Origin of the sequence: Georgenia satyanarayanai (assembly GCF_900116375.1) — a bacterium.
In the GTDB taxonomy this organism is placed as follows: Bacteria; Actinomycetota; Actinomycetes; order Actinomycetales; family Actinomycetaceae; genus Oceanitalea; species Oceanitalea nanhaiensis.
Genome location: NZ_UETB01000012.1, coordinates 18,875 through 43,230, shown reverse-complemented (window position 1 = coordinate 43,230; position 24,356 = coordinate 18,875). Strand labels below are relative to the sequence as shown.

The 24,356-nt window shown below is 74.7% G+C and carries 18 protein-coding genes; 9 read left to right on the top strand and 9 right to left on the bottom strand.

What is annotated here, in order from left to right:
• The 4 genes from gltX (at position 1) to DSZ44_RS13900 (ending at position 8,167) form a co-directional block, all read left to right on the top strand.
• Positions 1-1,527 carry a glutamate--tRNA ligase gene (gene gltX / locus DSZ44_RS13915; RefSeq protein ID WP_110853237.1) on the top strand — a complete coding sequence of 509 codons (1,527 nt, stop codon included), beginning with the start codon at positions 1-3 and terminating at the stop codon, positions 1,525-1,527.
• Positions 1,528-1,924: 397 nt separating this feature from the next.
• Positions 1,925-3,823, top strand: coding sequence for an alkaline phosphatase (locus tag DSZ44_RS13910; RefSeq protein ID WP_181424649.1), 1,899 nt, complete (start codon positions 1,925-1,927; stop codon positions 3,821-3,823).
• A 72-nt stretch (positions 3,824-3,895) separates the two neighbouring features.
• The gene (locus DSZ44_RS13905; RefSeq protein WP_110853236.1) at positions 3,896-5,053 is read left to right on the top strand and encodes a DUF916 domain-containing protein; all 1,158 of its coding nucleotides are present in this window, start codon (positions 3,896-3,898) and stop codon (positions 5,051-5,053) included.
• A gap of 147 nt (positions 5,054-5,200) precedes the next feature.
• On the top strand, positions 5,201-8,167 hold the full coding sequence (locus DSZ44_RS13900; protein WP_220035205.1) for a metallophosphoesterase: 2,967 nt from the start codon (positions 5,201-5,203) through the stop codon (positions 8,165-8,167).
• 147 nt (positions 8,168-8,314) lie between these two features.
• Here the strand turns inward: DSZ44_RS13900 and DSZ44_RS18980 are convergent, their stop codons facing one another.
• Positions 8,315-8,950, bottom strand: coding sequence for an Atu4866 domain-containing protein (locus tag DSZ44_RS18980; RefSeq protein ID WP_220035204.1), 636 nt, complete (start codon positions 8,948-8,950; stop codon positions 8,315-8,317).
• A gap of 146 nt (positions 8,951-9,096) precedes the next feature.
• Complete coding sequence (locus DSZ44_RS13890) at positions 9,097-12,129, bottom strand: amidase family protein (protein ID WP_110853235.1); 3,033 nt, start codon at positions 12,127-12,129, stop codon at positions 9,097-9,099.
• Between the two features lie 180 nt (positions 12,130-12,309).
• Here DSZ44_RS13890 and DSZ44_RS13885 point away from each other — a divergent pair, with 180 nt between their 5' ends.
• The gene (locus DSZ44_RS13885; RefSeq protein ID WP_110853234.1) at positions 12,310-13,575 is read left to right on the top strand and encodes an AGE family epimerase/isomerase; all 1,266 of its coding nucleotides are present in this window, start codon (positions 12,310-12,312) and stop codon (positions 13,573-13,575) included.
• A 411-nt stretch (positions 13,576-13,986) separates the two neighbouring features.
• Here DSZ44_RS13885 and hemL read toward each other — a convergent pair whose 3' ends face one another.
• The 6 genes from hemL to hemE all read right to left on the bottom strand — a co-directional run bounded on the left by hemL (position 13,987) and on the right by hemE (position 20,844).
• Entirely contained in the window at positions 13,987-15,318 is a 1,332-nt protein-coding gene (hemL, locus tag DSZ44_RS13880) for a glutamate-1-semialdehyde 2,1-aminomutase (RefSeq protein WP_110853233.1), read from the bottom strand.
• A gap of 23 nt (positions 15,319-15,341) precedes the next feature.
• Positions 15,342-16,322 carry a porphobilinogen synthase gene (gene hemB / locus DSZ44_RS13875; RefSeq protein ID WP_110853232.1) on the bottom strand — a complete coding sequence of 327 codons (981 nt, stop codon included), beginning with the start codon at positions 16,320-16,322 and terminating at the stop codon, positions 15,342-15,344.
• Positions 16,319-17,080, bottom strand: a complete 762-nt coding sequence (locus DSZ44_RS13870) for a uroporphyrinogen-III synthase (protein WP_146237562.1) — start codon at positions 17,078-17,080, stop codon at positions 16,319-16,321. Before DSZ44_RS13870 ends, hemB begins: the two co-directional genes overlap by 4 nt.
• Before the next feature lie 82 nt (positions 17,081-17,162).
• Positions 17,163-18,119, bottom strand: a complete 957-nt coding sequence (gene hemC / locus DSZ44_RS13865) for a hydroxymethylbilane synthase (protein WP_110853230.1) — start codon at positions 18,117-18,119, stop codon at positions 17,163-17,165.
• Positions 18,120-18,358: 239 nt separating this feature from the next.
• Positions 18,359-19,786 (bottom strand): protoporphyrinogen/coproporphyrinogen oxidase, encoded by a 1,428-nt coding sequence (locus DSZ44_RS13860; RefSeq protein ID WP_220035203.1) that lies wholly within the window; start codon positions 19,784-19,786, stop codon positions 18,359-18,361.
• The gene (gene hemE / locus DSZ44_RS13855; protein ID WP_181424648.1) at positions 19,783-20,844 is read right to left on the bottom strand and encodes a uroporphyrinogen decarboxylase; all 1,062 of its coding nucleotides are present in this window, start codon (positions 20,842-20,844) and stop codon (positions 19,783-19,785) included. Before hemE ends, DSZ44_RS13860 begins: the two co-directional genes overlap by 4 nt.
• 40 nt (positions 20,845-20,884) lie before the next feature.
• Here hemE and DSZ44_RS13850 point away from each other — a divergent pair, with 40 nt between their 5' ends.
• From DSZ44_RS13850 to DSZ44_RS13835, 4 genes are all read left to right on the top strand, one after another.
• Positions 20,885-22,165, top strand: coding sequence for a glutamyl-tRNA reductase (locus DSZ44_RS13850; protein ID WP_258369519.1), 1,281 nt, complete (start codon positions 20,885-20,887; stop codon positions 22,163-22,165).
• Between the two features lie 178 nt (positions 22,166-22,343).
• Positions 22,344-22,721, top strand: a complete 378-nt coding sequence (locus tag DSZ44_RS13845) for a nuclear transport factor 2 family protein (protein WP_110853227.1) — start codon at positions 22,344-22,346, stop codon at positions 22,719-22,721.
• Positions 22,722-22,755: 34 nt separating this feature from the next.
• Positions 22,756-23,415, top strand: a complete 660-nt coding sequence (locus tag DSZ44_RS13840; RefSeq protein ID WP_110853226.1) for a hypothetical protein — start codon at positions 22,756-22,758, stop codon at positions 23,413-23,415.
• Between the two features lie 32 nt (positions 23,416-23,447).
• Positions 23,448-23,666, top strand: a complete 219-nt coding sequence (locus DSZ44_RS13835; RefSeq protein WP_110853225.1) for a hypothetical protein — start codon at positions 23,448-23,450, stop codon at positions 23,664-23,666.
• A 71-nt stretch (positions 23,667-23,737) separates the two neighbouring features.
• Here DSZ44_RS13835 and DSZ44_RS13830 read toward each other — a convergent pair whose 3' ends face one another.
• The gene (locus DSZ44_RS13830) at positions 23,738-24,289 is read right to left on the bottom strand and encodes a TetR/AcrR family transcriptional regulator (RefSeq protein ID WP_110853224.1); all 552 of its coding nucleotides are present in this window, start codon (positions 24,287-24,289) and stop codon (positions 23,738-23,740) included.
• Positions 24,290-24,356: the final 67 nt, after the last annotated feature.

The window sequence follows — 24,356 nt, the reverse complement described above, 5'->3', positions numbered from 1 at the left end:
ATGACCGAGAACTCCGCTCCCGCCCTTGCCGACGACGGCGCCCGCTCCGGCGCCGTCCGCGTCCGTTTCTGCCCCTCGCCGACGGGGACCCCGCACGTGGGGCTCATCCGCACGGCGCTGTTCAACTGGGCCTACGCGCGCCACGTGGGCGGGACCTTCGTGTTCCGGATCGAGGACACCGACGCCGCGCGCGACTCCGAGGAGAGCTACGAGCAGCTGCTCGACGCCATGCGCTGGCTCGGGCTGGACTGGGACGAGGGCGTGGAGGTCGGCGGGCCGCACGAGCCCTACCGGCAGTCCCAGCGCATGGACCTGTACGCCGACGTCGCCGCGCGACTCCTCGAGGCGGGGCACGCCTACGAGTCCTTCTCCACCCCGGAGGAGATCGAGGCGCGCCACCGCGCGGCCGGGCGCGACCCGAAGCTCGGCTACGACGGGTACGACCGCGACCTCACCGAGGAGCAGAAGACCGCCTTCCGCGCCGAGGGCCGCCAGCCGGTGCTGCGCATCCGCATGCCCGACGACGACGTCGCCTTCACCGACCTCGTCCGCGGGGAGATCAGCTTCAAGGCCGGCTCGGTGCCGGACTTCGTCATCGTCCGCGCGAACGGCCAGCCGCTGTACACGCTGGTCAACCCCGTCGACGACGCGCTCATGAACATCACCCACGTGCTGCGCGGTGAGGACCTCCTGTCCTCCACCCCGCGCCAGGTGGTGCTCTACCGGGCGCTGCTCGACATCGGCGTCGCCTCGGTGATGCCGCAGTTCGGGCACCTTCCCTACGTCATGGGGGAGGGCAACAAGAAGCTGTCCAAGCGGGACCCGGAGTCCAACCTCTTCCTCCACCGGGAGCGCGGCTTCACCCCCGAGGGGCTGCTGAACTACCTCGCGCTGCTCGGCTGGGCGATCTCCCCGGACAACGACATCTTCAGCCGCGAGGAGATGGTCGCCGCCTTCGACGTCGCCGACGTCAACCCCAACCCGGCGCGCTTCGACCTCAAGAAGGCCGAGGCCATCAACGCCACCCACCTGCGCCTGCTGGCACCGGAGGACTTCCGCGGGCGGCTGGTGCCGTACCTGCGCGACGCCGGCGTGGTGGAGGCGGCGTCCTTCGAGGAGCTGACCGGTGAGCAGCAGGCGCTGCTCACCGCCGCCGCGCCGCTGGTCCAGGAGCGCATGACGCTGCTCGGTGAGGCGCCGGGCATGCTCGGCTTCCTCTTCGTGGCCGACGACGCCGTGGCGGTGGAGGAGGACGCGCGCGGGGCGCTGCGTCCCGAGGCCGCCGACGTGCTCGACCGCTCGATCGCCGTGCTCGAGGGGCTCGCCGACTTCTCCCCGGAGGCGCAGCAGGAGGCGCTCAAGGCGGTGCTCGTCGAGGAGATGGGCATCAAGCCCCGCTTCGCCTACGCACCGCTGCGCGTGGCCATCACCGGCCGGCGCGTGTCGCCGCCGCTGTTCGAGTCGATGGAGATCCTCGGCAAGGACGCCTCCCTCACCCGCCTGCGCGCCCTCCGCGCCCTGCTCTGACGTCACCCCCGGCGCCCGCGCCGACAGCACACGTCTCGCCGACAGCCGGACACCTCCCTCGAGGTGTCCGGCTGTCGGCGTTCGGAGAGGCGGCGGGGAGTGCGTGTCCGGAGGCGTCCAACTGAGTCACCCGGTGACTCAATCGGACGCCTCCGCACGACGTCACCCTGCGCCTCGCCCACCGTGCGCCGAGAGTCGGATCTCGCCGCGGGAGCCCTCCGACGAAGGTGCTGACCGCTTCCTGCGCGGGTAGCAGACCCCGCATCGTCTCGACTGCCCGCCGCCTGCCGTTCACGGAGGGTTCCCTCAACTCCGACTCTCGGTTCACTGCCGCTTCCTAGCGTCCGAGGCGCCCGCACACCGCGGGCGATGAACCGAGTCGAGAGTGAGCATCCCCATGGATCACCGACCTTGCGGCCTGACCCGCCGCGGTCTGATCGCCACCGGAGTCGTCGCTGCCCTCGTCGGCACGGCCGGTGCTGCCAGCGCCGCCCCCGAGGACGCGCCGTCCATCCCCGAGAACGTCATCGTCTTCATCGGTGACGGCATGGGCTACAACCACGTCGCCAGCACCAACCTCTACGAGACCGGGCAGGCCCGCTACCAGGTCCTCAGCGGCCCCGACGGCAAGATCCGGACGCTGCCGGGCGAGGCCGTCCAGGTCTACGAGGACTGGTCGCTGACCAACATGGCCACCTTCCAGCACGGCAACTCCTACGACGCCGAGAAGGCCTGGACGGACTTCCAGTACATCAACGGGCCGGTCACCGACTCCGCCGCTGCCGGCACCGCGATGGCCACCGGCGTCAAGACCACGAACGGCGCCACCGGTGTGGACCACGAGGGCAACCGGGTGGAGAACCTCACCGAGCGGGCGATCTCCACCGGCCGCGCTGCCGGCGTCGTCTCGTCAGTGCCCTTCAGCCACGCGACCCCCGCGTCGTACGTCGCGCACAACGCCGACCGCAACGACTACCAGGGCATCGCCGCCGAGATGGTCGGCAGCGACGTCGACGTCATCATGGGCGCCGGGCACCCGGAGTTCACCGACTCCGGCGAGCGCCGCGAGGAGCCCTCCTACACCTACATCTCCGAGAGCGACCTCGCCCGCGTGCAGGACGGGCAGGCCGGCTTCCGCTACGTCGAGGAGAAGGCCGACTTCGAGGCGCTCGCCGCCGGGGAGGACGTCCCCGAGCGCGTCTTCGGCCTCGCCCAGGTCGCCTCGACCCTGCAGCAGGGTCGCGCCGCCGACGGGGAGGAGACCGCGCCCTACGACACGCCGCTCAACGACAACGTCCCGTCCCTGGTGACGATGACGGCCGGCGCCCTCAACGTCCTCGAGCAGGACGAGGACGGCCTCTTCCTCATGGTCGAGGGTGGCGCCATCGACTGGACCGGCCACGCCAACGACACGGCGCGCAACATCGAGGAGACGCAGGACTTCAACGCGTCCGTCGAGGCGGCCGTCGAGTGGGTCGAGTCCGAGGACACCGACGCGACCTGGGACAACACCCTCATCATCGTCACCGCCGACCACGAGACCGGCTACCTCGCCGGCGCCGGGTCGGACCCGGGCTGGACGCCGATGGAGGGCACGGCCGGCGAGCTGCCGGACGTCGACTGGTACTCCGGCAACCACACCAACCAGCTCGTGCCCGTCTTCGCGAAGGGCGTCGGCGTCGAGTCGCTCTTCGCCCGCGCCACGAGCACCGACCCGGTGCGCGGCGCGTACCTCGACAACACCGACCTCGCGAACGTCCTGCTCGAGGACCTGTGGGCCACCCAGCCGTCCGAGGGCGGCATCGAGGTCGAGGCCGTGATCCCGGAGATCGGTGGCGGCGAGGGCCCGGGCCTGCCCGGCGCGCTCGTCCTCAGCGTGGCCGACGGCACGGTCGAGCTCGGCGACCTGCGCCACGCCGGTGACCGCCTGCGCCTGGACGGCGAGCTGCCCACGGTGTCCGTGACCGACTCGCGCGCCGAGGCCGCCGGCTGGTCCGTCTCCGGCCAGGCCGCCGCGCTCGTCTCCGCGGACGAGCGCACCATCCGCCCCGGCCACCTCGGCTGGACCCCCGGCCTGGTGGAGGAGCAGGCCGGCGTCACCCCCGGTGAGCGGGTGCGCACGGTGATGTCCGGCGGTGAGGGGCTCGCCGCCGCGCAGACCCTCGCCTCCGCTGACGCCGAGGGCCGCATCGGCACCGCCGTGCTCGACGCGGACCTCGAGCTCGAGGTGCCCGTCGACACCCGCGACGGCGCCTACGCCGGGTCGCTGACCGTGACCCTCTTCCCGGTCGACTGACCACGCCCACCACGCTGCCGTGCCCGCCGGTGCGATCCACCGGCGGGCACGGCCCGTCCGAAGGACCCGCTCATGACCACCCTGCGCACCACCGTGGCGAGCGTCCTGCTCGCCCTCCCGGCCGCCGTCGTCGCCGTCCCGGTCGCGCTGCCGGCCGACGTCGCCGACCCGCACGTGACCGAGGAGGCCGTCCCCGACGTCACCCCCTCCGACGGCGGTGAGCCCGACCCGCGCGACGCGACCGGCGACGTCGTCCCGGGCAGCGCCGAACAGATCACCTTCGGGATCGCTCCCGCCGGGCCGGACGGCGCCGACGGGCGCGTGTCCTTCCGGCTCGAGCTCGAGCCCGGTGCGAGCCACACCGACCACGTCGAGGTGGCGAACTACTCCGAGGAGCCGATCACGCTCGCGCTCCTCGCCTCGGACGGGACCGTGACCGCGGGTGGGAACTTCGACGTGCTGCCCAGCGACGTCGCGCCCGAGGCGGCCGGCTCGTGGGTCGAGATCGACGACGAGATCGAGCTCGAGCCGATGGGCAGCGCCGTCGTGCCCTTCACGGTCTCCGTGCCCGACGGCGCGACGCCGGGCGACCAGCCCACAGGGATCGTCGCCTCGCTGCGGACCGTGGGGAGCGACGGGGAGGGCAGCTCGGTGGCCCTCGACTCGCGCGCCGGTGCGCGGCTGCACCTGCGGGTGGCCGGGGACCTCGTTCCCGCGCTCGCGGTGGGGGACGTGCAGGCCGAGTACCGGCCCTCGTGGAACCCCTTCGCGCCCGGGACGGTGGACCTGTCGTGGACCGTGGAGAACGAGGGGAACGTGCGGCTCGGGGCGGCGCAGGTGGCGAGCGTCGAGGGGCTGCTCGGCCTCGGCGGCGGCGAGGTGGCCGTCGACGGGCCGCGCGAGGTGCTGCCGGGTCAGTCCGCGACGCACACGGCGTCGGTCGAGGCGTGGCCGACCTTCCGCCACGGGGTCGACCTGCGGGTCACCCCGGTCGTCGTCGGTGCGGACGAGGTGGCCGGGGCCCTCACGGACGCCACCGCGTCGGTGGCCCTCTGGACGGTGCCGTGGGCCCAGCTCGCCGTCGTCGTCCTCCTGGCGCTCGCGGTGGTGACGGGGGTGCGCCGCCGGCGCCGGCAGGAGGCAGCCGTCGCCGCCGCCGTCGCCGCGGCCCGCGCGGAGGCGCTGCGGTCCGACGACGTCGCCCGGGAGCCGCTCCCCGCGCGAGGCTGACGCGCCCGACGGGCACCGCGAGAAGACGTTCACGACGGTGTCACCCGCACCTCGCCGTCCGTTCATCGGAACGTGGTCTGCTGCGCGCGGCGCTCGACCGGGCGCCGTCGTCGTCATGATGGGAGAACCGTGCGTCACCGACGCCGCTTGACCAGCTCACTGTGCGCCGCGGCCGTACTCGCGGCCTCGGGCGCGCTCGTCGCCGCCCCGACCGCCGCGGCCCCGGCCCCGGCCCCAGCCGACACCGGGTCCCGGTTCACGCTGGCCGTCCTGCCGGACACCCAGTTCTACTCGCGCTACGCCTTCGACCAGTTCGAGCCTCGCTACGGCACGAACCCCTTCGCCGTCCAGACCGAGTGGCTCGTCGACGTCCGCGACGAGCTCAACATCCCGTTCGTCGCCCACCTGGGGGACGTCGTCGACCGCGCCGGGGTCACCAGCGAGTGGCAGGCCGCGGACGCCGCCATGGCGACGCTCGACGACGGCGGCCTGCCGTACTCGGTGCTCCCCGGCAACCACGACGTGCGCAACTCCGACGACCGTCTGACCGACCGTGACTACGACCTCGGCGAGGAGCCCTACCTCGACTGGTTCACCCCGGAACGGGCAGCGGCCCAGCCCACCGAGGGCGGCACCGACGAGACCGGCCTCAACCAGTACCAGGTCTTCGAGGCGGAGGGGCAGCAGTACCTCGTCCTCGCGCTGGCCTGGCGGATCTCCGACGAGACGGTCGCGTGGGCCGAGCAGGTCATGGCCGAGCACCCCACCCTGCCCACGATCCTCACCACCCACTCGCTCATCAGCGTCGCCTCCGACGGTGTCTCGCCCGTCGACACGGCGTACGGCGAGGAGCTGTGGGACGCGCTCATCGCGGACAACGACCAGATCTTCCTCACCTTCAACGGCCACTTCCACGGCAGTACCTACCGCACCCGCACGAACGACGCCGGCAACGACGTCACGCAGGTGCTCATGGACCACCAGATGGCCTACGACGGTGGCAACGGCTACCTCGGGCTCGTCGAGTTCGACCTGGACAGCGACCAGATCGTCGTCCAGACCGCCTCCCCGTGGGTCGTGTCGAAGGACGAGGACGTGCTCACCGCCTACGACCAGCCGTTCCTCGACGGCCCGACGCAGCAGTACACGATCGACATCGACTTCGCCGAGCGGTTCTCCGGCTTCGCCCCGGACTTCGCCGCGGGCGACGGCGAGTACCCCTCCCTCTCGCAGCGCGCCCGCGACATCCTGCTCGACGGCTTCGAGGGCACGCCCCCCGTGGTCACCGAGCAGCCCGGCTCCTCGGCGGACTTCGTCGACGTGGAGGGGACCGTGGCGCACTGGCGGCCGAGCGAGTCGGATCCCGACGACGGCGGTGTGCTCGGTGAGAACGCAACGGTCGCCGACATCAGCGGTGCGGGCGACGACCTCCACCGCGTCCCGCTCGCCGAGTCCGGCTCCGGGACCGCCGAGGTCGGCGACGTCCGGATCAGCGACGACGCGCACGCCTTCTCCTCTGACGGCGCCGCGGTCTGCTTCGACGACGCCGACCGCACGACGGGTCGCTTCAGCTACCTGTCCACCGAGGCGGACGCCGCCGTCAACGACGTCGTGCTCGACGACGGCTACACGATCGAGACGTTCGTCAAGGTCTCCGAGGACTGGACCGTCGACGCCAACCAGTGGAGCAAGGCACTGGTCCGCAGCGGCAACAGGTCCACCCTGGAAGGGATGCCGTGGAGCCAGTGGGACTTCACCGCCTCCCCGGCGGCGCTCGGCATCTCCAACCTCAAGGAGTTCCAGCGGACCGAGGTTCCCGCCGAGACGACGCGCGGTGACCGCACCGCGTGGTCCGGGGAGATCCTCCTGGACCGGTGGGTGCACGTGGCCCTCGTCAACGACGTCGACGCGGAGTCGACGACGATGTACGTGGACGGCGCACCGGTGCTGCGCAACGCGACCGGAACCGGTGGCATGAGCTTCAACGAGGGCATGCCCTGGATCCTCGGTGCCGACTGGGTGGACGACGCCGCGACCAACGGCTGGAACGGATGTCTCGGGGAGACCCGCATCGTCGACCGGCCTACTGGCGCCGACGAGTGGCTCACGGCGCGTCCCGACCTCGACGAGGGCTTCACCGTCACGACGGGGGAGCTCGAGGTCGACCGTGGCGCGACACTGCCGACTCTCACCGGCACGGGTCTGGCCGGCGCCACGGTGCACGTGGACGGCGAGGCCGGTGGCGAGGCGGTCGTGGCCGGTGACGGGACATGGGCTCTCGCCCTGGAGGCCACCGGCACCGCACTCGGGCGGGGGACCTACGAGCTCGAGGTGACGCAGGGCTTCGGCGAGCGCCGCTCGGCACCCCGTGGTGCCGTGCTGTCGGTCGTCGACCCGGACGTCACCGTGCCCCCCGCGGCGCCGTCCGCGGAGTTCCACCTGTCCAACACCTGGAAGGGCTCCACCGACGCCCACTTCCTGTACGGCAGGTGGGCCGACGAGGTCCTCATCGGTGACTGGGACGGCGACGGTCGTGACACCGTTGCGGTGCGCCGTGACAACGTGTTCCACGTGTCCAACGCCCAGCGCGGCGGGGACGCCGACGTCGTCCTCACCTACGGCCGGCCCGGCGACGTCGTCCTCGTGGGCGACTGGGACGGGGACGGGACCGACACCTTCGCGGTGCGACGCGACGCGACCTACCACGTGCGCAACTCGCTGCGCGGCGGTGACGCGGACGCCGTCGTCACCTACGGCCGGCCGGGCGACGTCGTCCTCGTGGGGGACTGGGACGGGGACGGGGCCGACACCTTCGCGGTACGGCGTGGCGCGGCCTACCACGTGCGGAACACCGTCACCGGCGGCGACGCGGACGTGGCATTCACCTACGGTCGCCGGGCCGACGTCACCCTCGCCGGTGACTGGGACGGCAACGGGACCGACACCCTCGCCGTCCAGCGTGGTCGGACCTACCACGTGCTCAACGCGCTCCGTGGCGGGGAGCCGGACACCGTCGTCACCTTCGGGCGCGAGGGCGACGAGGTGCACGTGGGTGACTGGGACGCCAACGGCACCGACACCCTGGGCATCCGCCGCGCCGCATCGCGCGGCTGACCGGCTCGGCGTTCACGCCGACAGCCGGGCTCTCCTCACGGGGAGCCCGGCTGTCGGCGCGACGGAGCCCGGGGTCGGGGAGCGCAGGACGGCGCCGCCCGGGCTGTGTCCCTCACCGACCAGGACCCCGCATCCCGGCAGGCGAGGTCATCGGGTCATGACGAACCCGGCGTGGTGGAGTACCTCGCCGACGAGCTGGCCGAAGGCCCAGAACCCGGAGTCGTCGAGGTAGGTGATCCGGTCGCGGTGCACCCAGTAGCGGCCGGTGAACGCGTCGACGCGCCCACCGCGGGTCTCGGAGTAGCGGCCGTCGGGCCGCAGGTGCTGCTGCAGGCCGCGGCCGGCGTCGTGCCAGGTGCCCACCCAGGTGGCGGCGACGGTGGGGTCGGCGACGTCCTGCCCGGCGGGCCGGACCGGCTGCCCGTCGCTCGCCTCCAGGTGGCCGTGGACGTAGACGGCCACCAGGTCGGTCGGGTCGACGACGAGCATGGTGCGCACCTGCGCGGCGCTCACGGGACGGCGGACGACGGCGAAGGTCGCCGGGTTGCCGGGGACGAGGTCGAAGGCGCCGCGCTCGTCGGGCGGCAGCTGGGCGACGGCGGAGTCCACGAGGAGCGGGACGGCGTACGCGCCGTCGGCCCGCACGACGTCGCCGCCGGCCGGGCCCGCGGCGAGGCGGCCCCCGACGACGGCGAGGTCCGCGGGAGCCGCGGCGCCCGGGACCGGCATCACGTGCGCGCCGGTGAGGACGAAGGAGTGGGCTGAGGTGGGTGTGGCGGGCATGGTCCCAGCCTGCCGGTCCCCGAGACGCGGGAGAAGGCCGCGGTGCTCCCGGGGAGCGGCGCACCCACGGAGCTCCCTCCGCGCCACCCCGTCGACAGCCGGACTCCTCCTGGTGAGGAGTCCGGCTGTCGACGGGCAGGTGCGCGCTAGCCGGCCGTGCGCCGGCGGACGACCAGGGCTGTGCCCCCGGCGAGGAGGGCGGAGACGAGGACCAGGGCCGCCACGACCCCGGCGACACCGGTGCTCGCGAGCCACCCGCCACCGGTGGGCGGACCCGCCGCACCGACCGGGCCCGGCTCCTCGGTGGGCTTGCCGGTGGTGGGCTCCTCGGTGGGCTCCCCGGTGGTGGGCTCCTCGGTCGGCGCGCCGGTCGTGGGTTCCTCGGTGGGCTCCTCGGTGGTGGGCTCCTCGCTCGGTTCCTCCGTGGGCTCCTCGGTGGGCTCCTCGGTCGGCTCCTCGGGAGACGCCTCGACGACCGTGAGCAGCGCGGCACCGGCCGAGGGCTCGGTGGCGGCGTCGCCGATGTAGGACGCGGTGAGCTCGTACTCACCCACGGGCAGCGCGTCCGGCAGCGCGACGCTCACGCCGTCGTCGTCGGCCGTGCCGGTGAAGGTGCGCCCGGCGACCTCGAGGACAACGGCGCCGCCCGGCCGCGCACCGCCCGTGGCGGTCACCTGGACGACGACGCTCGCCGGCTCGCCGGCCTCCACCCTCTCCGGCACGACGACGTCCACGGTGGTGGCGGCGTCACCCGCGTCGGCGGGCAGCGCGGGGGCGAAGCCGGTCACGACCGGGCTGTCGACCTGCTGCTCCAGCGCGTAGCCCATGGCGAGCACGTCGGCGTCCGACCAGGCGCGCCCGACGACCTGCAGGCTCATCGACTCGCCCATCGGGCTGGCCCCGACCGGCACGACGGCCGTCGGCAGGCCCACGCCGGACGTGAGCACCCCCGTGGAACGGTCCGAGGTGTGCACGGCCGAGGAGACGTCGTTGTTGCCGACGGCGGAGAGGAAGCCCGGGTACACGACGGCGTCGACACCTGCCTCGTCCATCCACGCCTCGATGTGCTCCTTGTACCGGTCGCGCCAGTCGAGGTACGCCTCGACCTCCTCGTCGGTCATCGGCTCGGTGTCCCGCTCACGCTGGTTGTAGGGCAGCACGAGCGGGGAGGAGAGCAGCTCGTCGCCGTCCGCGTAGGGGAAGTCGACCTGGTCGGCGATGTAGCGCTCCCAGCCCTCCGCGCCGCGGTTCCCGCCCGGTGCGCGCTCGAAACCCTCGGGCGCAGGGATCTCGACGACCGTCGCTCCCGCCTCGGAGGCCAGCTGCTCCAGGGTCTCCCGCGCGGCGGGACCGGTCGGGTCGTCGGGGATCGACTCCGAGACGAAGGAGGTGGGGATGACCCCGAGCACCGCGCCGGACAGCGCCTCCTCGTCGAGCCCGGCGGTGAACGACACCGGGCGCAGCGTGTTGTCGACCCGTGCGGTGAGCAGGTCGTCGGGGTTGTTGCCGGTGCTCTGCGTCGACGTGGCGTCGAGCAGGAAGGCGACGTCGGTGACCGTCTTGGCCATCGGCCCGGCGTAGTCCTGCGCCCACGTCAGCGGCATGACGCCCTGCGTGGAGGACAGGCCGTCGGTGCCGCGGAAGGTCGCCAGACCGTTCGAGGTCGACGGCGCGTAGAGGGACACGCCGGTCTGGGAGCCCATGGCGCCGGCGGCGAGGTCCGCCGCGACGGCGGTGCCGGAGCCGCCGGAGGACCCGTGCGGCGTCTTGGACGGGTACAGCGCGTTCCACGTCTGCATGAACCCGGACTCGGACATCGACCCGGAGTTCGCAAACTCCGAGAGGTTCGCCTTGCCGATGATGACCGCGCCCGCCTCGCGCAGCCGCGCGACCTGCCAGGCGTCCGCCGCGGGCTGGTAGCCCTCCAGGGCGAGGGTGCCACCGGTCGTGGGCATGTCGGCGGTGTCGTAGAGGTCCTTGAGCGCCAGCGGGATGCCCAGCAGATCGCTGTCCGCACCCGCGGCCCGCGCCGCGTCGGCGGCAGCGGCCTGCCCGAGCGCGTCGTCGGCCACGGTGATGAAGCTGCGGAAGCCCAGCGCGCCGCCGTCGTACGCGGCGATCCGGTCGAGGTAGGCGCGGGTGACCTCGACGCTCGTCGTGCGTCCGGCGCGCAGGTCGGCCTGGAGCCGGGCGATCGTCGCGCCGGTGACGTCGTAGCCCGCCGTCGTGGTCGCGGTCTCCGACGTCAGGGTCGTGAGCTCGGCCGGCGGCTGGGGGAGGAGCCCGGCGGTGGCGCAGGCGGCGTCGTCGGCCACGTCGAAGTTGACGACGGTGCACAGCGCGGGCAGCGGCAGGCCCTCGACGGCGGGGGCCTCCGCCAGGGTGGCGGTGGCCGCCGTGAGCGCGTCCAGGGCACCCGCCTTGGCCTCCCCGGCGACGACGTAGCGCAGGAGGGACTGGCTCTCATCGGGCTCGACCGTCAGCGTGTGGACGAAGCCGGGGTGGTTGGCCCGCGAGCCGCTCGCCTCGTAGGGCGAGGCGAAGGGCCCGGCCTGCTGGTCACCGAGGGCGTCGACGCCATGCCCGACGACGACGCCCACGGGCCGGACGTCGTCGTCGGCCGGGTCGGACGTCAGCCACACGTCCTCGGTCTCCAGGTCGGTGTCGCCGTCGGACGTCCCGGTGATGGTCCCGGCGTTCTTGCCGGTGCCGTAGCCGAGCGAGCCGCCGAAGGAGACGCTGAGGGTGAGGGGCGTGCTCGTCGTGTTGGTGAAGGTGTCGAGGAACCGGGCGCTCTCGCCCACGACGTCGAGCGTCCGGGCGACCTGGACGCCGTCGAGGAGGACGGAGGAGGCGGAGTCGAACCCGCCCTCGCCGTCGGCCGTCAGCTCGAAGCCGCGCAGCATCTGACCGTTCATCCGGTCGTCACCGCCCTCGACGCTGAGGAACACGTTCCCGAAGCCCTCCACCCGGGAGTCGGACAGGGACCGGATCGAGCCGGTGTCCAGGCCGGGCCGGTAGGCGTCGTGGACGGTGAAGGTCGCGCCGCCGGGCGTGGTGACGTCGGTGATGGCGGAGGCCGGGAGTGCCAGGGCGGCCAGGGCGACGGCGGCCGCGCACGTGGCGGCGGTCCGTCGCCCGCGTGGGGCGACCGGGTGACGGCGGTTCGGGGTGGGCATGGGCGTCCTTCCGCTGGGGTCCGCCCCCTCCGGGCGGTGCCGTCATCGAACCGGGGGCGCATTGCCGGGCCGCGTCGGAGACGTTTCGGTGGCGTAACTCCTCGCGTGTGCGGGTGGGTGCCGCGCGGGGCGTACTGTCGGGTCGCGCACCTGTGACGCACCGAGGGAGATGACGACGACGTGAGCACTGCCGCACACCAGGACCACCGCCCCCGCCCGGGCAGCGCGGAGTACCGCCGAGCCCAGCGCGCCGAGCTGCTGCGCTTCGCCGTCGGCGCGCGCTGCGACCTCGGCTTCGGCTACCTCGACGAGCGCGGGACGGTGGACCCCACCACCGTCGAGCTGTGGATCACGTGCCGGATGACGCACGTGTTCAGCCTCGGTGTGCTCGCCGACGAGGCACCGGCACCGGACGGACCCGACCGGGACACGCTCCGCGAGCTCGCGGCCCACGGCGTGCGGGCCCTGCTCGGCCCGCTCCACGACGACGAGCACGGCGGCTGGTTCGCCGGCGTCACCGCGGACGGCCCGTCGAGCACCATCAAGCAGGCCTACGGCCACGCCTTCGTCGTCCTCGCGGCCAGCTCCGCGCTCGCCGCGGGCATCGAGGGCGCGCAGGAGCTGCTCGACCTCGCGCTCGCCGCGCAGGAGGAGCGCTTCTGGGACGAGGAGGCCGGGCTCGTCGTCGACGAGTGGGACCGCGCGTGGACCGTGCTGGACCCCTACCGCGGCATCAACGCCACCATGCACAGCGTCGAGGCCTACCTCGCCGCCGGCGACGTCACCGGAGACCCGCTGTGGCACCATCGCGCCGGCCGCATCTCCGCGCACGTCGCGACCTGGGCGCGGGAGAACGACTGGCGCATCCCCGAGCACTTCGCCACCGACTGGACACCGCTGCTCGAGCACAACCGCGACCGTCCGGCGGACCCCTTCAAGCCCTACGGCGCCACCGTGGGCCACGGCCTGGAGTGGGCGCGTCTGCTCCTCGCTGTCGACGCCACGCTCGGCGCCGACGCCCCCGCCGGCCTGCCCGAGGCTGCCGTGGCGCTCGCGGCCCGCGCCGTCGCCGACGGCTGGGACGCCGACGGCGCGGAGGGCTTCGTCTACACGACCGACTGGTCCGGGGAGCCCGTCGTCCGGGCGCGGATGCACTGGGTCGTCACCGAGGCGATCGCCACCTCCACCGTGCTGCAGCGGGTGACGGGCGACGCCGCCCACGCCGCCGACCTCGAGCGCTGGTGGGCGTACGCCGACACCGCCCTCGTCGACCACGAGGGCGGCTCCTGGCACCACGAGCTCGACTCCGCCAACCGGCCGGCGTCGGGCACGTGGGAGGGCAAGCCGGACGTCTACCACGCCTACCAGGCCGCCCTCATGGCCGACGTCCCGCTCACCCCGTCCTTCGCCTCGGCCCTGCGCGCCCGCGCCCCCCGCCCGGCCTGACCTCCTCTCACGCGCCGACAGCCGGATCGATCCCTCCCGACGAGGGACCCGGCTGTCGGTGGCTGGAGGCTCCGGCCATCCGACCTTGCTGGTCCTTGGTCCACCATGCGCCCGGTAGACCGGAAGCATGGTGGACCGAAGGGCGCAAGGTCGGTCGAGCGAGGCTCGCCGGGCGGCCGGCGGGCCTCGCTACCGGCGGACGGTCACCTGCAGCGGCTAGGTGTGGACCTGTGGACCCCGGAGTGCCAAGAGCCCACACCTCGCACGCCCCCACAGAGCGCGTCCAGCAGCGCGGACGCACGGCGGGCGCCCGCCCCCACCCTGCTGCCCCCAGGGCCACTGTGCGCCCGGTCGACCGGGAGCACAGTGGCCCAGGGGGCGCATGGTCGGCGGGGGAGGCCGCCGGCCCCGCTACTCCGGGCGGGCGGCGGCTGCGGCCCTCGCGGCGGCGGGCAGGGCGTCGAGGACGCGGCTGACGGCGTCGTCGTCGTGGGCGGCGGAGAGGAACCACGCCTCGAAGACAGACGGCGGCAGGGCCACCCCGGCGTCGAGCATGGCGTGGAAGAACGGCGGGAAGCGGAACGCCTCCTGCGCCTGCACGGCCGCGTAGTTCCGCACCGGCGCAGCAGCCGCCGCCTCTCCGAAGAACACGGAGAACAGGCTGCCGGCACGCTGCACGCGGTGGGCCACCCCCTCGGCGTCCAGCGCGGCACCGGCGGCGTCGGCGATGACCCCGGCCGCCTCGTCCACCCGCGCGTACACCGCGTCGTCGGCGAGCCGCAGGGTTGCCAGGCCGGCCGCCGTCGCCAGCGGGTTCCCCGAGAGCGTGCCGGCCTGGTACACCGGTCCGAGCGGGCTGAGGAGGTCCATGAGCTCGGCCCGGCCGCCGACGGCGGCGAGCGGCATGCCGCCGCCGACGACCTTGCCGAAGGTGACGAGGTCGGGCTCCCAGGTTCGCGTCCCGTCGTCGGCGGCCTGCTCCAGGCCCCACCAGCCGGAGGGGTGGACGCGGAAGCCGGTGAGCACCTCGTCGAGGACGAGCAGCGCGCCGTGGGCCTCGGTCAGCTGCCGCAGCAGGCCGTTGAAGCCGGGCTCGGGCGGGACCACGCCCATGTTCGCGGGCGCCGCCTCGGTGATGACCGCGGCGATCTCGTGCCCGCGGGCGGCGAAGACCTCGGTGAGGGCGGGGGCGTCGTTGTAGGGCAGGACGATCGTCTGTGCCGTGGTCGCCGCCGTCACGCCGGCGGACCCGGGCATGCCGAAGGTCGCCACCCCGGAGCCGGCCTCGGCGAGGAGCGCGTCGACGTGCCCGTGGTAGTGGCCCGAGAACTTCACGACGAGGTCGCGCCCGGTGGCGCCGCGCGCGAGGCGGATCGCGGTCATCGTCGCCTCGGTGCCGGTGGAGACGAAGCGCACCCGCTGCGCCGGGGCCACGCGCTCGCGGATCGCCTCCGCGAGCTCGACCTCCGCGACCGTCGGCGCGCCGAACGAGAGCCCGCGCGCCGCGGCCTGCTGGACGGCGTCGACCACCTCCGGGTGGGCGTGGCCGAGCAGTCCCGGCCCCCACGACATGACGAGGTCGACGTACTCCCGGCCCGACACGTCGGTGATGTGCGGCCCGCGCGCGGACGCGGCGAAGCGCGGCACCCCGCCCACCGAGCCGTACGCGCGCACCGGGGAGCTCACCCCGCCGGGGATGACGGCGCGGGCGGAGGTGAAGATCTCGTCCATCGGGTCGGTCATGGGGTGCCTCTCGGGTCGGGTGGTCAGCGGAGCCAGCCGGCGACCTCGGTCGCCCAGTACGTGAAGGTCATGTCCGCGCCCGCGCGGCGGATGCCGAGCAGGGACTCCTCGATCGCGCGGCGCCGGTCGATCCAGCCCTGCGCGGCCGCGGCCTCGATCATCGCGAGCTCGCCGGACACCTGGTAGGCGGCGACGGGCACGGGGGAGTGGGCGGCGACGTCGGACAGCACGTCGAGGTAGCTCATCGCGGGCTTGACCATGACGACGTCGGCGCCCTCGGCGAGGTCGAGCGTCGCCTCCCGCAGCCCTTCGCGGCGGTTGCCGGCGTCCATCTGGTAGGTGCGCCGGTCGCCCTGGAGCGCGGAGTCGACGGCGTCACGGAAGGGGCCGTAGAAGCTCGAGGCGTACTTCGCCGAGTAGGCGAGGAGGGAGACGTCGGTGTGCCCGGCGCCGTCGAGGGCCGCGCGCACGACCGCCGTCTGGCCGTCCATCATCCCGGACAGGCCGAGGAGGTGGGCGCCGGTCTCCGCCTGCGCGAGGGCCATGTCGGCGTAGCGCGCCAGGGTGGCGTCGTTGTCGACGGTGCCGTCGGCGCGCAGCACGCCGCAGTGGCCGTGGTCGGTGAACTCGTCCAGGCACAGGTCGGCCATGACGACGACGTCGTCACCCACCTCCTCGACGAGAGCGCGCAGGCCCGCGTTGAGGATCCCATCCGGCTCGGTCGCGCAGGAGCCGACGGCGTCGCGCGTCGCCGGGACGCCGAAGAGCATGAGCCCGCCGACCCCCGCCTCGGCGGCCTCCACGGCGGCGCGGCGCAGGGAGTCCATCGAGTGCTGGGCCACGCCCGGCATCGACGTGATCGGCGCCGGCTCGTCCACGCCCTCCTTTACGAACATCGGCAGCACGAGGTCCGCGGCGTGCAGGCGGGTCTCGGAGACGAGCCGCCGCATCGCCGGGCTGCGGCGCAGGCGGCGCGGGCGGGCGGTGGGGACCTGGTGCGTCATGGGCGGGCTCCGGTGGTGAGGGCGAGGCCGGCCGCCTCGAGCAGGCCGGCGGTGGTCTGGTGGTCGGCGACGGCGTGCACCGGCAGCCCGGCGCGGCGGGCGGCGTCGGCGGTGCTCGTGCCGATCGCGCAGACGCGGGCCGGGGCGGCGGTGCCGTACAGGGCGGCGAAGGCGCTCGCGGTGCTGCCCGAGGTGAGGACGACGACGTCGACCCCTCCGCCGTCGAGCAGGCCCGCGACCGCGGGGTCGGGGACCGTCACCGGCACGGTCCGGTAGGCGACGACGTCGCGCACCTGCCAGCCGCGCTCGCGCAGGCCGGCGACCAGCGTGGGTGCGGCGATCTCCGAGCGCGGCACGAGGACGGTGCCGCTGCCCTCGGGCCACACGGCGAGCAGGTCGACGGCGCTCGAGCGCTCCGGCGGGACGAGGTCCGCGCCGACGCCGTGCGCGGCGAGGGCGGCGCCGGTCGCCCGGCCGACGACGGCGACGCGCGGGCCGGTGAGGAGCTGCGCCGTCGTCGTGCCGAGGGCGGCGGCGCGCTCGGCGATGACGGCGACGGTGGTGGCGCTGGTGAGGGCGACCCAGTCGACGCTGCCGGCGTCCCGGAGGGCGGCGTCGAGCTCGTCGGTGGGCGTGACCGTCTCGTGCCGGATGAGGTCCGCGGTCACCGTGCGCGCACCGGCCTCCTCGGCCGCGTGGGCGAGACGGTCCGCGGCGTCGGTGCGGGGGAGCAGGAGCGTGCGGCCGGCGAGGCTCATGCCGTCCGTCCGGTGGCGCTCGCGGCCCCGGGCCGCGGCGATCCGGCCCCGCGGAGCGCGGCCGGGGTGCAGGCGTCCGGACTCACGCGGGGCGCCCGGTGATGCTCGCGGCACCCGCCTCGAGGAGCGCGTTCGCGACCTCGGTGCCGAGGGACTCCGCCGCCGCGAGGGAGGCGGCCTCGTCGACCGGGAGGGCGACGTCGGCGCGGTGGCTCAGGCGGCGGCTGCCGTCGTGCTCGACGACGGTCGCGTGCAGGTGGAGGGTCTCGCCGTCCAGGTGGGCGAGGGCGCCGAGCGGCGCCGCGCAGCCGGCCTCGAGGACACGCAGCACGACACGCTCGGCGGTGACGGCCAGGCGCGTGGCGTGGTCGTCGAGCGCGCGCAGGCCGGTGGTGAGCGGGTGCTCGGGGTCGGCGAGGTCCTCGCTGCGGCACTCGACGGCCAGCGCACCCTGCCCGGGGGCGGGGACGACGACCTCCGCGTCGAGCGTCTCGGTGACGGCCTCGAGGCGGTCCACCCGGGCGAGCCCGGCGCGGGCGAGGACGACGGCGTCGAGGTCGCCGGGCTGCACGCGCCCGAGGCGGGTCTCGACGTTCCCGCGGATGTCGACGATCTCGAGGTCGGGGCGGGCGGCGAGGAGCTGGGCGGCGCGGCGCGGTGAGCCCGTGCCGACGCGCGCGCCCTCGGGGAGGGTCTGCAGGGTCCAGCCCTCGCGCGCGCACAGGACGTCGCGGGAGTCGGCGCGCTCGGGGAGCGCGGCGATCGACAGGCCGGGCGTCGGCGCGGTGGGCAGGTCCTTGAGCGAGTGGACGGCGAAGTCGCACTCCCCGGCGAGCAGCGCCTCGCGCAGCGCGGCGGCGAAGACCCCGGTGCCACCGAGGCTGGCGAGGGAGGCGCGGCTGCGGTCGCCCTCGGTGCGGATCCGCACGAGCTGGACCTCCCGGCCGGTCACCGCCTCCAGTGCCTTCGCCACGGTGGTGGACTGCGTGAGCGCCAGCGTCGAGGCGCGCGTGCCGAGCCGAAGAGGGGGAGGGGTCACCCCTCAAGTGTGCACGCCGCGACGAAGCAACGTCGAGGTGACCTCCGTCGCGTCGTAACAACTCAGCGCTCGGCGAGAGGAAGGCCCCCCCATGTCGCCGAGCGCTCCCGACGCCCCCCGGAGGAAAGCCCCCTCGTCGCCGAGCGCTCCCGACGCGCTACCCATGTCGCCGAGCGCTGAGTTGTTACGGGGGCCGTGAGTAACAACTCAGCGCTCGGCGGAAAGAGGAGGTGGGGCAGTCAGTCGAGGATGGGTGGGTGGACGGCGAGGAGTGGGGAGGCGTCACCGGGCGTCGCGTGGTCGCCGGCGGCGGGGGCGTCGAGGAGGCGCCGGGCCTCCTGCTCGGCCTGGGCGACGACGGCGGCCACGCCCGTCCCGGCCACCCACGCCCCGCACACCCCGAGCCCCGACGCCGCGCGCACCCGCTCGAGCAGCGGGCGCAGGGCCGGGTCGGCGGCGGCCGACGGCGGCAGGCCGAGCGGGCGGCGGACCCGCAGACTGTCGAGCACCTGCGCGGGAGCCAGCGGCACGCCGAGCAGCGCCTGCGCGTCGGCGCGGGCCACCTCGGCGTCGACGGCCTCGATCGCCGCGGGGTCGTCCCCGGCGCGGCCGTAGGACAGGCGGAGCACGTGGACGCCCTGCGGCACCGCGGCCCGCAGCCAGGCCCACTTCGCGGTGGCGTGGGTGAGCGCCTTGGTCCGCACACCCGCGTCGGGGCCGACGAGCACCCCGGAGCCGAGCGGTGCGGCGTCCAGCTCCGGCGCGTCGAGCACGAGGGTGACCTGGACGATCGGGTGCCCCGGCCGCAGCTCGGGCACCTCACCGGGCAGCGCGCCGGAGAGCAGCTCGACCGTCTCGGGACCGGGCACGGCGAGGACGAGCCGGCGCGTGCGGACGGGCGCAGCGCCGTCGTCGGCGTGGACGGACCACGTGCCGTCCGGCTCCCGGACCACCGACGTCACGCGCGTCCCCGTGTGGACCTCGGCGCTCGCTGCGAGGGCCTCGGGCAGGCGCCACATCCCACCGACCACGCAGGCCACGGCCGGGCCGTCACCGACCGTCGCTCCCACCGCCGCGGCGAGCGAGCCGTGGGTGACGAGCGCCGCCCGCAGGCCCGGTGCGACGGCGTCGACGGCGAGGTTCTCCGGGTCCGCCCCGTGGATCCCGCGCGCCACCGGCCGGACGAGCCGCTCGAGCAGGTCGGCGCCCATGCGCACGGTGACGAGCTCGGCGAGGGTCGCGGAGTCGGCGCCCGCGGCCGGGTCGAGCGTGAGGTCGGCCGCTGCGCGCGCGGCGGCGTCGCGGCCGACGACGGCGACGACGTCGTCGGCCAGCGGGTCGGCCGGGATCCCGAGGAGCGAGCGGGCAGGCGTGGTCAGCGCCCGGCCACCGCCGTCGGGAAGCCAGATCGTCGAGTCCGACGCCGGGGTCGCCCGCTCGAGCCCGAGCCGCCCGACGAGGTCCGCGACCTCCGGGCGGCGCAGCGCGAAGGACTCCGCACCGGCGTCGACGTCGATCCCGCCCACCCGGGCGTGCTGGACGAGCCCGCCCACGCGGTCGCCCGCCTCGAGGACGAGGGGACGCAGACCCGCCGCGGCAAGGGCGTGGGCGGCGGTGAGGCCGCCCATCCCCGCGCCGACGACGACGGCGTCACGACGCTCGGTCACAGCGTGTGGGCGAGCTCGACGATCCGGGTGAGCACGCCGGGGTCGGTGGTGGGCGGGACACCGTGACCGAGGTTGAGGACGTGGGCGGGCGCCTGTCGCCCGCGGGCGACGACGTCGCGCACGTGGGCCTCGAGGACCTCCCACGGGGCGGTGAGGAGGGCCGGGTCGATGTTGCCCTGGAGCGGCGTCGTCCCGCCGAGCCGGCGGCTCGCCTCGTCCAGCGGCAGCCGGTAGTCGACGCCGACGACGTCCGCCCCGGCGTCCTTCATCGCGCCGAGCAGCTCGCTCGTCCCGGTGCCGAAGTGGACGATCGGGACGCCGAGGTCCTTGACGTGGGACAGGGCGCGGGCGCTGTAAGGGGCGGCGTACGCGGTGTAGTCCGCCAGGGACAGGCCCCCGGCCCAGGAGTCGAAGAGCTGGACGGCGCGGGCACCGGCCTCGACCTGCGCGCGGAGGAACGCGCCGGTGAGGTCCGCGGCCCACGTCATCACCCGGTCCCAGGTGGCCGGGTCGGAGTGCATGAGCCCGCGGGCGGCGAGGTGGTCGCGCGAGGGGCGGCCCTCGACGAGGTAGGCGGCGAGGGTGAAGGGGGCGCCGCCGAAGCCGATGAGCGGGGTCTCGCCCAGCTCGGCGACGGTGAGGCGCACGGCCTCCTGGACGGCGGCGTGGTCGCCGGCGGCGTGGGCGGCGAGGCGCTCGGCGTCGCTGACCGTGCGGACGGGGTCGGCGATGACGGGGCCCACCCCGGAGACGATCTCGACGTCCACCCCGGCCAGGCGCAGCGGCACGACGATGTCGGAGAAGAAGATCGCCGCGTCGACGCCGTGCCGACGCACCGGCTGGAGAGTGATCTCCGTCGCCAGCTCGGGCCGCAGGCAGGCCTCGAGCATGCCGACGCCGCGCCGCACCTCGTGGTACTCGGGCAGGGAACGCCCGGCCTGACGCATGAACCACACGGGCAGGCGCTCGGGCCGCCGGCCGGAGTACGCGGCCAGAAGCGGCGCCCCTGCTTCGTCTGATGTATTACCGTTGCCGCTTGGAGCAGTCATGCCAGCCATTGTGCCTGCACCGACGACCAGCGGTTCCCAGGGGAGACTCGTGACCCTTGCAGTGATCTCGGCCAACCACCGCCATGCGGGGCTGGCCCACGTCGACCGGCTCAGTGCGGCCGGAGCCGATCGGCTCCTCGCCGTCCTGGCCGACCACGCCGTGCCCGGCGCGGGCACCCTCGACCCTGCCGCGGACTGCGGGATCGGCGGCGCCGTCGTCCTGTCGACGTGCAACCGCCTCGAGATCTACCTCGACGCCGACGACCCGGTGGCCGCGGCCGAGCACGCCCGGCACGCCGTCGCCCGGGCCAGCGGGATCTGCCCGTCCGAGGTGTCCGAGCACACGGTCGCGCTGTCCGGCGACGCCGCCACCCGGCACCTGTTCGAGGTGGCGAGCGGGCTGGACTCGATGGTCGTCGGCGAGCGGGAGATCGTCGGGCAGGTGCGCCGGTCCCTGGACGCCGCCCGCGCGGCAGGGCTGACGACGCCGCTCCTCGAGCGGACCTTCCAGCACGCCTCCCGCACCTCCCGCGAGGTGGCCGTGACCACCGACCTCGCCCGGGCGGGCGCCTCCGTCGCGTCGGTGGCCCTCGACCTCGCCGGCCGCGCGCTGGCCGGGGACCGGGCCCTGCTCATCGGTACGGGCGCGTACGCCGGGGTCGCGCTCGCCGCGCTGCGTTCGCGCGGTGTGGAGGACGTCGCGGTGTGGTCGGCCTCCGGGCGCGCCGCTGCCTTCGCCGAGAGCCACGACGTCGTCGCCGTCCCTGATCTTGCCGCCGCCCTCGCCCGGGCCGACGTCGTCGTCACCTGCCGCGGGACCGGCACCGTGGTGCTCGACGTCCCCGCCGTCAGCGCGGCCCTGCGCGACCGGCCCGGCGCCGCGGAGCTCGTCATCGTCGACCTCGCGCTGGCCCACGACGTGGACCCGGCCGTGGGGGAGCTGCCCGGCGTGCGGCTCGTCGACCTCGAGACCGTGCGTGAGCAGCTGCCGACGACGACGGCGGGTGAGGTCGACCGTGCCCGCGAGCTCGTCGCGCGCGGGGTCGAGCGGCTCGGGGACGACCTCGCCAGCCGCGCCGTCGACGAGGCCGTGGTCGCGCTGCGTCGCCGGGTGGAGGGCGCCGTGGCCGATGAGCTGTCGCGCCTGCCGGACGGCGGACAGGTGTCCTCCGAGGACGCCGCCCGGGCGCTGCGCCGCCTCGCCGCGCGGCTCCTCCACACCCCCACGGTCCACGCCCGCACCGCCGCCCGCGACGGCCGCGCCGAGGAGCACGTGCGCGCCCTCGAGCAGGTCCTCGGCCTCTCGATCCCCGCCGTCACCGTCAACTGACCCCGGCCCCGGCCCCGGCCACCTTCGCCGACAGCGCTCTCCCCGCCGACAGCGCACTTACCGCCGACAGGTGACTCACCGCCGACAGGTGACTTGCCGCCGACAGCGCACTTTCCGCCGACAGGTGACTTGCCGACGGGTCCGTGACACAGGGCCACCGGCGGAGGAGCATCGGGGGATGGGGCAGGACCTGAGGCAGGAGATGCGCGACGTCCTCGACGCCTGGGCGGCGGCGATCGTCGCGAACGACGCCCACCGGATCGGTAGCTACGCCGCCGAGGACTGGGTGCTCGTCGGGACCGGCGGCACGGTCCCCCGCGAACGGTTCCTCGACCTCGTGCGATCGGGGCGGCTGACGCACGAGGAGATGACCTTCGCGCTGCTCGACGTGCGCGACCTGGGTGACGTCGTCGTCGTCATCGCGCACGGGACCAACTCGGGCCACTGGGAGGGCGAGCCCTTCCACGAGGACGAGTACACGACCGACGTCTTCACCCGGGACGCCGACGGCGGGTGGCGGTGCGTCGTGACGACGCTGACTCCGCGGGCGGGTTGACCGCTCCCGCCTCGCCGTCAGGAATGATGGACCCGTGAGACTCTTCGACCGCTGGCGCTCCGCCGAGGTTCCCGCCGACGTCGGCGCCGGCTTCTGGGTGGCCGAGGCCGCCGCGATGCAGCGCGCGATCGTCACCGCCCTCGCAGGCGCAGAGCGCTCCCGGTCCGCCGTGCCCGCGCGTGTCGAGTTCTCCCCGGGAGCCGAGGGGCGCGTCGTGGTCGCCTGGCGCAACGTCATCGTCGGCTTCGTGCCGCCCGACCGCGCCGCCCCGCTGCGCGGCCAGCTCGAGGCCGCCGGGAAGGGGACGCTCGTGGCACCCGGCTCGGTCGTCGAGGTCGGCGGGCAGCGGCGCGTCTGGGTCGGGGAGGGGGAGCCGGCCGGCGAGCCGCCCGCCGACGAGCTCGCCCCGCCGCCCACCACCATCTTCGGCATCAACCTGCCCGGAACCACCCCGCGGCAGACGACGACGGCGCGGCGCTGGGTCCTCGCCGTCGGCTCGCACTCGTGGGAGGTGCGTGAGGGCACCGACCTCGACGTCGCGCTGCTGCGCCGGCGCATCGCCGAGGCCGAGCCGGGTGCGACGGTCCACGTCCTCGTGTGGGGGGAGCCGGTGGCGATCGACCTCGCAAGCGGCGACCGCGTGACGCTCACCGACCCGGTCACCGGTGAGGTCGAGGTCCTCCACCCCCGCTGAGTGACGGACGGGCCGCGCGTAGGGTGGCGCCCATGCCGCGCCCGACCGGGTTCACCTACGTCACCCGGGGCGACGACGTCGTCATCAGCCACCACGGGCGGGTTGCCACGACGCTGCGGGGCAGGCGGGCCGCGGAGTTCCTCGAGGACGTCGAGGGCGAGGACCCGCAGGAGCTCATGGCCCGGCTCACCGGCAACTACCGGCGCGGGAACGAGCGGCAGGCTCGGCAGCACCCGCGCAACAGCGGCTGACGCCCGCTGCGGACCGTGTGGCTTCCGCGCTCCTTGGGGGCCCGCGAGTCGCACGCAGCGTGCCGGCGTGGTCAGCCCTGCGCCGCCCGCTCCGTGAGGAGGGCGACGACCTCGAGGAGCTCGGCGCGGTCCTGCGGCCCGGTGGCCGCGACGTCGTCGGAGGCGATGGCCCCCGCGAGGACGGCGTTGTAGTACAGGCCGTCGCCGAGCAGGACGATGGCGCGCGCGGTCGCTCGGTCGCCCACCTCCTCGAGGATGAGCCGGAACCAGCCGCGGTGGATCTCGTGCAGCGCCCCGCGTGCCCGGGCGTTGGCCTCCTGGGCGAGTCCTGCGGCCGCGACGATCGCCCGGTCGAGCGGGGAGCCGTCGGCGACGGAGGTGTCGACGTAGTACGCGGACGGGCCGCGCGGGTCGGCCGCCATCGCCTCGGTGTCGGCGGCGGCGAGGGCGGCCAGGCGCTCGAGGAGGCCCTCGACGAGCGCGTCCTTGCTCCTGAAGTGGTAGAGCAGGCCGCCCTTGGAGACCTCGGCGCGGGCGGCGACGGCGTCCAGCGTGGTCGCCCGGGCGCCCTCGGTGACGAGGAGATCCTCGAACGCGTCCAGGACCTTCTCTCGCGCCGACATGGGGGAGACGCTACCCACAGTGACCGTCAACCGTCCAGACGGTACAGTTAACGACGGCGCAGTCAGC

Coding starts and splice junctions, on each gene's coding strand:
- DSZ44_RS13905 (WP_110853236.1), top strand. CDS start 3,896: ATGACCACCCTGCGCACCACCGTGGCGAGCGTCCTGCTCGCCCTCCCG.
- DSZ44_RS13835 (WP_110853225.1), top strand. CDS start 23,448: ATGCCGCGCCCGACCGGGTTCACCTACGTCACCCGGGGCGACGACGTC.
- gltX (WP_110853237.1), top strand. CDS start 1: ATGACCGAGAACTCCGCTCCCGCCCTTGCCGACGACGGCGCCCGCTCC.
- DSZ44_RS18980 (WP_220035204.1), bottom strand. CDS start 8,950: ATGCCCGCCACACCCACCTCAGCCCACTCCTTCGTCCTCACCGGCGCG.
- DSZ44_RS13910 (WP_181424649.1), top strand. CDS start 1,925: ATGGATCACCGACCTTGCGGCCTGACCCGCCGCGGTCTGATCGCCACC.
- hemL (WP_110853233.1), bottom strand. CDS start 15,318: ATGACCGACCCGATGGACGAGATCTTCACCTCCGCCCGCGCCGTCATC.
- hemB (WP_110853232.1), bottom strand. CDS start 16,322: ATGACGCACCAGGTCCCCACCGCCCGCCCGCGCCGCCTGCGCCGCAGC.
- DSZ44_RS13890 (WP_110853235.1), bottom strand. CDS start 12,129: ATGCCCACCCCGAACCGCCGTCACCCGGTCGCCCCACGCGGGCGACGG.
- DSZ44_RS13845 (WP_110853227.1), top strand. CDS start 22,344: ATGGGGCAGGACCTGAGGCAGGAGATGCGCGACGTCCTCGACGCCTGG.
- DSZ44_RS13830 (WP_110853224.1), bottom strand. CDS start 24,289: ATGTCGGCGCGAGAGAAGGTCCTGGACGCGTTCGAGGATCTCCTCGTC.
- DSZ44_RS13870 (WP_146237562.1), bottom strand. CDS start 17,080: ATGAGCCTCGCCGGCCGCACGCTCCTGCTCCCCCGCACCGACGCCGCG.
- hemE (WP_181424648.1), bottom strand. CDS start 20,844: ATGGCTGGCATGACTGCTCCAAGCGGCAACGGTAATACATCAGACGAA.